At 67.3% G+C, this 7,632-nt stretch carries 7 protein-coding genes; 1 reads left to right on the plus strand and 6 read right to left on the minus strand.

Annotated features, from left to right (window positions below; genetic code table 11):
- The coding region (locus RWX45_RS00225) for a hypothetical protein (protein ID WP_316021788.1) at positions 1–563 on the plus strand (563 nt) is incomplete at its 5' end.
- On the opposite strand, the gene RWX45_RS00230 is transcribed toward RWX45_RS00225, so the two are convergent.
- From RWX45_RS00230 to RWX45_RS00255, 6 genes are all read right to left on the minus strand, one after another.
- On the minus strand, positions 551–2,911 hold the full coding sequence (locus tag RWX45_RS00230; RefSeq protein WP_316021789.1) for a bifunctional (p)ppGpp synthetase/guanosine-3',5'-bis(diphosphate) 3'-pyrophosphohydrolase: 2,361 nt from the start codon (positions 2,909–2,911) through the stop codon (positions 551–553). The two genes, RWX45_RS00225 and RWX45_RS00230, sit on opposite strands and share 13 nt — an antisense overlap.
- A 56-nt stretch (positions 2,912–2,967) precedes the next feature.
- Complete coding sequence (locus tag RWX45_RS00235; RefSeq protein ID WP_316021790.1) at positions 2,968–3,522, minus strand: adenine phosphoribosyltransferase; 555 nt, start codon at positions 3,520–3,522, stop codon at positions 2,968–2,970.
- On the minus strand, positions 3,519–4,622 hold the full coding sequence (gene secF, locus RWX45_RS00240; RefSeq protein ID WP_316021791.1) for a protein translocase subunit SecF: 1,104 nt from the start codon (positions 4,620–4,622) through the stop codon (positions 3,519–3,521). The genes RWX45_RS00235 and secF overlap by 4 nt, the downstream gene beginning before the upstream one ends.
- On the minus strand, positions 4,619–6,568 hold the full coding sequence (secD, locus tag RWX45_RS00245; protein WP_316021792.1) for a protein translocase subunit SecD: 1,950 nt from the start codon (positions 6,566–6,568) through the stop codon (positions 4,619–4,621). The genes secF and secD overlap by 4 nt, the downstream gene beginning before the upstream one ends.
- A gap of 32 nt (positions 6,569–6,600) precedes the next feature.
- The gene (yajC, locus tag RWX45_RS00250) at positions 6,601–7,005 is read right to left on the minus strand and encodes a preprotein translocase subunit YajC (protein WP_316021793.1); all 405 of its coding nucleotides are present in this window, start codon (positions 7,003–7,005) and stop codon (positions 6,601–6,603) included.
- A gap of 144 nt (positions 7,006–7,149) precedes the next feature.
- Positions 7,150–7,632: Holliday junction DNA helicase RuvB C-terminal domain-containing protein (locus tag RWX45_RS00255; RefSeq protein WP_316021794.1), on the minus strand; the 483-nt coding region annotated here is incomplete at its 5' end.

Below are 7,632 nucleotides of genomic sequence, written 5' to 3' on the forward strand. Positions count from 1 at the left end.
CCGATCACGCGCGTACCGTGCCCGCCCCGGCTGCGCTGGCACACCAGCTACCCGGCCCCGTGGCACCGATTCTGGGAGTGCTGCCCCGCCGGGAGCTGGCCGTGTTGCGCTGTCACGGGCTGGATGAGCGTCTGCTGGCGCGGGTTCTGGGCGAATTCGTGCCCGTGGACGTGCTGGAGAGCGCGTCCGGGCGGGCGTGCGCCATCGCGAGGACATTGCCGACCGGTTGCGTCGTAGCCGGACGCACGGCGCTGTGGGTGCATACCGGGGGCCGCCCGCCGTCCCACCTGGAGGTGCGTCGCGCTTCCGAACTTGACGACATCGTCATCGCCCGGGTCGGTGACCTGCCCTGCCTCACGCTGGTGCGCGCCGTCGTCGATCTGGCCCGCACGGCGCCGCCCGATGTGGCCGTCTATGCGGTGTTGCGTGCCCGCCGCGCCGGCCTGCGCCGTCATGAGCTGGAGATCGCGCTCAACCGCTGCCGAGGCGGAGGCAAGTGGGGACTGATCCGCGCACGCAAACTCATCGCCGACCTCTATGCCCCGACACGTCAGGCGTCGTGAGCGGCGTCGTGCTCGTGCTGCCGACGGGTGGCTGAGGAGGTCAGCCGCCGAGCCTCGAAGACGCCGTCGATCCGGCGCAGGGAGGCCAGGGTGTGGTCGAGGTGGCTGGCAGCGGCCAATTCGACGACGAATCTGCCGACGACAACCCGGTCACGGGAGGTGCCGACATTCGCGCTGATGAGGTTGACGTGGTTGTCTGCCAGCACCCGGGTGATGTCGGCCAGCAGCCCGCCGCGGTCGAGCGCTTCCACCTCTACCTGGACCAGGTAGGCACTCTGGGCGTGGTCGGCCCACCGCACCTTGAGAATGCGCTCGGGCTGGTGCCTGAGCTGCTCGACGTTCTGGCAGTCGGCGCGGTGCACCGAAAGACCGGACCCACGGGTGACGAAGCCGACGATCTCGTCGCCGGGCATGGGGGTGCAGCAGCGGGCGAGCTTGACGTAAACATCGCCCTCGTCCATACCCTCAACGACGACGCCGGGGTCACCGGCGTGCGAGCGCTGCTGCACGGAAGCGGCACGGGTGGGCAGCACGCCTTCGGCGAGAGTCTCCTCGGCGCCGGCTTCCCCGCCCATGGAAGCGACCAGGGTGTCGACGACGTGCTGGGCGGAGACGTGTCCCTCGCCCACTGCCGCGTACAGGCCGTCCACGTCCTGTTTGTTGAGCGTCTCGGCCACGTTCATGAGCGATTCGTGGCTCATGAGCCGCTGAATCGGCAGGTCCTTCTTGCGCATGGCTCGGGCGATCGCACCCTTGCCCGCCTCGATGGCCTCTTCGCGCCGTTCCTTGGAGAACCAGGCCTTGATCTTGTTGCGGGCGCGCGTGGAGCCGACGAAGTTGAGCCAGTCGCGGCTGGGCCCGGCGCCCTGCGCCTTGGAGGTGAATACCTCGACGGTGTCGCCGTTCTCCAGTTTGGTGTCCAACGGGACCAAGCGGCTGTTGACCCGGGCTCCCACCGTGCGGTGTCCGACCTCGGTGTGCACCGAATAGGCGAAGTCCACCGGGGTGGATCCGCTCGGCAGTGCCAGCACATCCCCCTTGGGGGTGAAGACGTACACCTGCCCGCCGGACATCTCATAGCGCAGCGAGTCCAAGAACTCGGCGGGGTCCTGCGTTTCCTTCTGCCAGTCGACCAGCTGGCGCAGCCAGCCGAGCTCGCCGGCGTCCGAGTCGCCCGGGCCACCGCCGAGCGGACTGGGACCGGTCGCGTTGGGGTCCTCCTTGTATTTCCAATGCGCGGCCACGCCGTACTCCGCCATGCGGTGCATCTCGTGGGTGCGGATCTGGATTTCGACGGGTTTGCCGCCCGGCCCGATGACGGTGGTGTGCAGGGATTGGTAGAGGTTGAATTTAGGGACGGCGATGTAGTCCTTGAACCGGCCGGACATGGGTGTCCAGCGGGAGTGCAGTGCGCCCAGCACCGCATAGCAGTCTTGAACCGTGTCGACGATGACGCGCACGGCCACCAGATCGTAGATGTCGTCGAAGTCTTTGCCGCGCACGATCATCTTCTGGTAGATCGAGTAATAGTGCTTGGGGCGGCCGGTGACGATGCCCTTGATCTTGTTGACCCGCAGGTCCTCTTCGATCTGCAGCCGCACCTGCCGTAGGTATTCCTCGCGGGCGGGCGCCCGTTCGGCTACCAGGTGCTCGATCTCGTCGTACACGCCCGGGTAGAGCGCCTTGAAGGAGCGGTCCTCAAGCTCCCACTTGATGGTGTTCATACCCAGCCGGTGCGCCAACGGAGCGTAGATCTCGAGGGTCTCCTTGGCCTTGCGCGCAGCCGCCTCCTCGGGGACATACTTCCAGGTGCGGGCGTTGTGGAGTCGGTCGCCGAGCTTAATAACCAGGACGCGGATGTCCTTGGACATGGCCACGATCATCTTGCGAACCGTTTCCGCCTGAGCCGCATCCCCGTACTGGACCTTGTCCAGTTTGGTGACGCCGTCCACCAGCAGCGCGATCTCATCGCCGAAGTCGGCGCGCAGCCGCTCCAGGGTGTAGTCGGTGTCCTCCACCGTGTCATGCAGCAAAGCGGCGGCGAGCGTCTGCGGGGTCATGCCCAGCTCGGCGAGGATGGTGGCCACCGCCACCGGGTGGGTGATGTAAGGCTCGCCGGACTTGCGCGTCTGGCCGGCGTGGGCCTTCTCCGCAACCCGGTAGGCGCGCACGATGAGGCTCGTATCCGCCTTGGGGTGGTTGGCGCGCAGCGCGCGCATGAGCGGTTCAATGGCGGGTGGTGTGGAGTGCCCACGCGCGCCGAACCACGCCAGGCGGCTGCGCACGCGGGACCCGGGCACCACCGTTTCATCGGCCGTGCCGGTGCCGCTGCGCGTGTCCGTCGTCATACCCGGATCATAGCCGCCTGAGCCGTCATCCGGCGCCAATATCCGGGGCGGGCGGCTCAGGCGGATTCGAAGACGACGACGGAGTCGATGTCCCGCCCGGGGAGCTTGCCGCGCCCACCCAGGCCGGCCAGTTCCAGCAACATGCAGATGGCCTCAACCCGGGCACCGGCCTGCTCAAGCAGGCTGATCGACGCCGCGGCGGTGCCCCCGGTGGCGAGCACGTCGTCAATGACCAGCACGCGCGAGCCCGGCGTCACCGTTTCCGGGCGTAGCTCCATGCGGGCCGTCCCGTACTCCAGGGCGTAGTCGACGCCCAGGACCGGCCCGGGCAGCTTCCCGGCCTTGCGCACCGTCACCATACCGATCCCCAGGTGGACCGCCAGCGGGGCGGCGAGGATGAAGCCGCGGGACTCCAGGCCGGCGACGGCATCGATGTGACCGCGATAGTGGGCGGCCAGGCCATCAATGAGGTTGGCGAAGGCTTCCCCATTGGACAGCAGTGGGGTGATGTCCCGGAACAGCACCCCGGGTTCGGGGAAGTCGGGGATTTCACGGAGATTGTCCACGACAAGCTGAGTGAGCTCGCGGGGCAGTGCGGGAGATCTGGTCATGACCGCTTCTTCTTCCTCTTGGGCTGGGCGGAGATTCCGAGATGGTGACCGGGAATGACGGGGGCCGCGGCCGGAGCGGCGGCGATGGCGGCGAGCGCCTCCGGGTCGTCGCCCGCAGCGGCAACGCGCTCCTCGCGGGCCTGGGCGACCTTGGCGGCCTGTTGACGAACCACCTGCTCGCGACTGCGCAAATCGACCAGCAAGGGCGTGGCCAGGAATAGCGAGGACAGGGTTCCGGCGATCATGCCGATGAACAGAGTGAGCGCAATATCCCGCAGCGTGCCGGCGCCGAGGATGAAGGCACCGACCACGAGCAGCGAGGCCACCGGCAGCACCCCCACGATGGAGGTGTTAATGGAGCGGATGAGGGACTGGTTGACCGCCAGGTTGGCCAGCTCGGCGTAGGTCGAGCGGTTCTGGGTGGCGAAGCCGTCGGTGTTCTCCCGGACCTTGTCGAACACGACGACCGTGTCATACAGCGAGTAACCGAGGATGGTGAGCACACCAATAATGGTGGCGGGCGTCACTTCGAAGCCGCTGGCGGCATAGACACCCACGGTGACCACGATGTCGTGGCCGAGGGCGAGCAGTGCGGCCGCCGCCATCTTCCAGGTGCGGAAGTACGCCCAGATGAGGCCGCCGACCAGGACGAAGAAGATCACCAGCCCGCGGATGCCCTTGTTGGTCACGTCGGAGGACCAGGTGGGACCGATGGTGGTGGCGGATACATCCGTATCGCTGACCCCGTAGGCGTCGGCCAGGGCGGTCGACAACGTGTTGAGCTCGTCATTGCTCAGTTCGTTGGTTTGCACGCGCACCGAGGCCGACCCCATGGTGGTCACCGAGGCACCGGAGGAAAGTCCCTCGTCGGCGAGCACGTCGTTGGCGGGGCCGACATCCGGGGAGGCAATGGAGGTGATGGTGATCTCCGAACCGCCACGGAAGTCGATGCCGGGGGTCAGTCCGACGGTGGCGATGAGCACGATTGAGCCGACCACGATGAGACCGGCAATGGTGTACCAGATACGGCGCTTACCGATGAACGGGAAGGAGGTCTTTCCGGAATAGAGCTCGTTGCCGAGCTGGGCGAGGGAGGTCACTTGTCCTCACCGTCCTTTCCGCTCGTGGACACCGGGGCATCCTGGGTCTCCTGGGCGCGACGAGCTTCGGCTCGACGACGGGCCAGCGATGGGCCGGCGGCGGCCGCCGTGGCCAGCAGCCCGCCCCGGTAGGCCGCTTGGGAGCGGGCTCCCAGGTGCTCCGGATCGAGCCCGGACAGCCGGTGTCCCTCGCCGAAGAAGCGGAACCGCAGGATCCACACCATCATCGGGTGGGTGAAGGCGATGATGACCGCCAGGTCGACGACGGTAGTCACCCCCAGTGTGAAGGCGAAGCCCTGCACTCCCCCGACGGCGAGGAAGTACAAGACCACCGCGGCCAACAGGTTGACCGAGTCGGAGACGATGATGGTGCGTCGGGCATGCCGCCATCCCTCGTCGACGGCGGCGACCAGCGTGCGGCCATTGCGTACCTCGTCGCGGATGCGCTCGAAGTAGACGATGAAGGAGTCCATGGTGATGCCGATGGCGATGATGAGGCCGGCCACCCCCGCCAGAGACAGGCGGTAGCCCATGCCCCAGCTGAGCAGGGCGATGACCAGGTAGGTACCGGCGGCGGCCACGAGCAGCGAGGCGACGGCAACGATTCCCAAGCCGCGGTACTGCCAGGCCAGGTACAACACGATAAGGGCGAAGCCGATGAGCCCGGCGATGAGCCCGTTGCGCAACTGCTCGGTGCCCAGTGTCGCGGAGATGTGTTGTTCGGACTGGACGGTGAAGGACAGCGGCAAGGACCCGAAGGACAGCTGGTTGGCGAGCGTATTGGCCTGGGTCTGGCTGAAGTTCCCGGAAATCTGGACGCGTCCGTCGGTGATGGCAGTGGTGACATCCTCGTTGAAGCCGGAGGCCATGATGGTCAGCCCGTCGAGCACAATGGCGAACTGGGCCTTCTGAGAATCGGTGGAGGTGGCATCGGTGGTGCCGGAGGCGGAGGCGGCGGTGGCCGCATCCCGGTAGGCGATGAGGCGCTCGGAGACATCGGCGAAGGCCTGGGTTCCCGCGTCGTCGAATTCGAGAGAGACCACCCAATTGTTCGTGGTGGTGCCCTGGCTCGTGGTCTCCAGGCCGGAGGAGGCCTGGGCGATGTTGGTGCCGGCAATGTCCGCGGGTCCGAGTATGTAAATGGTGCCGCTGCCATCGCGTGCGCAGGAGATGACGGCGGCATCCGGGTCCTGCGCCTCGCCCGTAAGCGAGTCCTCGGCGGTGCAGTCGGTGAGATAGGCGTCGTAGAGCAGCTGCTCGGAGATCCAGGAGTCGGAGGAGTTGTCGTCAGAGGTGGACTCCAGCGGTTCGGTGCTGATAGTCCCATCGCCATTGACGTCGGCCAGGGTGGTGGCCATTTCCTCGGTGGTCACCGTCTCCACGGGCGCCTGGCTCGCGTCGTCTTCCGCAGCATCAGTGGTCGCGTCGGTCGGTGCAGCCTCGGCTGCGTCGGCGGCAGAGTCGGTGGGTGCAGCCTCAGCTGCGTCGGTGGCCTCTGCGGTAGCGGCACTGGCCGCGAACTGGTTCTGGGCCTCGGCGTAGGTGGCGGCGTTGGCTTGCAGAATGCGGATGACGGGCCGGAAGTAGAGCACCGCCGAGGTGCGCACCAGGTCGAGCGTCTCCTCGCTGGGGGTGCCGGGCAGCGACACCATGATGTTGTTCCCGCCCTGCCGGGATATCTGCGCCTCGGACACGCCGGTGGCATCGACACGCTGTCGAATGATCTCAATGGCCTGATTGAGGTCCTCGTCGGTGATCTCCGAGCCATCGGTCGTGGTCGGAGTCAGGATGATCTGGGTGCCGCCCTCGAGATCGAGGGCAAGACCCGGCGTCATCTGGGTACGGCCCGTGGCGGCGCCGACTCCCAGGGCCGCATAGCCGAGCACAATGACCAGGAGCAGCACCAGCAGGCGTCGACCCGGATGCTTGAGCTGTGTGGTGGACACGCGGTCCTCTCCTCCGAAGAACTGATCGGGCCTCAGGCCTGGGGCGTTTCCGTCTCGGAAGCCGACTCGTCCGGTGAGTCGTTCGCGGCGTCAGCCTCGAGCTCGGCCGGGGCGGCCTCCTCCTCGACGCCTTCCTCAGCGTCCTCCTCCTCATCCTGTGCGTCGGCGAAGGGAGGCTCCTCAGCGCCGACAATCGCGGCCTTGGCCCACAGGGACTCATCCCCCAGCGGCGTCGCCAGGGTGACCACATCACCGTCAACCTCGACCACGGTCCCGTAGAAACCGGCTCGGGTGCGCACCCAGGTACCGGGCACAAGCGCTTCCTCGGTGCGGCGCTTCTGCTCATCGGCCATCTTCTGCTGTTGTTTGCGGGCGAACCGCGACATGAGCCAGAAGGCCAGCAGCATGATGATGAGCATGAGCAGCATGGGGTCCATGGATATGACTCCGTTCGTCAAGAGTTCTTAGCCGTCGCGACGACGGCGCCTGTCGAGTCTAGGCCACCGTCGCCGGGCACGGCGGTGAGCAGCAGCGCGCGGGAGTGTGACACGTACCCCTTCCCGGCCGCGTGGGGCGCGCCGTCATGTGAACAACACGCCGTCGGCGGGCGGTGTCAGCCCCAGATGCTCATATGCAGCCGGGGTCGCCATACGCCCGCGCGGTGTGCGCACCAGCAGCCCCTCACGGAACAGGTAGGGCTCGGCGACCGTCTCGATCGTCTCGGGCTCCTCCCCGACGCTGACCGCCAGGGTGCTCAGCCCTACGGGGGCACCGGCGAAGCGCGTGCACAGCACCTCCAGCACGGAGCGGTCCAGGCGGTCCAGACCCAGGGCGTCGACCTCGAAGACCTCCAGGGCGCCCCGAGTGGCGGCCAGATCCAGGCGGCCGGGAGTGCCGTGCACCTCCGCCCAGTCCTGGACCCGACGCAGCAGGCGATTGGCAATACGGGGAGTGCCGCGGGAGCGGCGGGCCAGCTCACCGGCGGCGTCGGCGTCGATGTTCACTCCCAACAGGCGGGCAGAGCGGGTCACGATGCGGGTCAGCTCGCCGGGCCCGTAATACTC

The organism is Actinomyces sp. MRS3W, from assembly GCF_032465695.1.
GTDB lineage: Bacteria > Actinomycetota > Actinomycetes > Actinomycetales > Actinomycetaceae > Actinomyces.

What these genes read in the sequence shown, in the direction of transcription:
- RWX45_RS00230 (WP_316021789.1), bottom strand. Translation starts at nt 2,911, where the DNA reads ATGACGACGGACACGCGCAGCGGCACCGGCACGGCCGATGAAACGGTG.
- RWX45_RS00235 (WP_316021790.1), bottom strand. Translation starts at nt 3,522, where the DNA reads ATGACCAGATCTCCCGCACTGCCCCGCGAGCTCACTCAGCTTGTCGTG.
- yajC (WP_316021793.1), bottom strand. Translation starts at nt 7,005, where the DNA reads ATGGACCCCATGCTGCTCATGCTCATCATCATGCTGCTGGCCTTCTGG.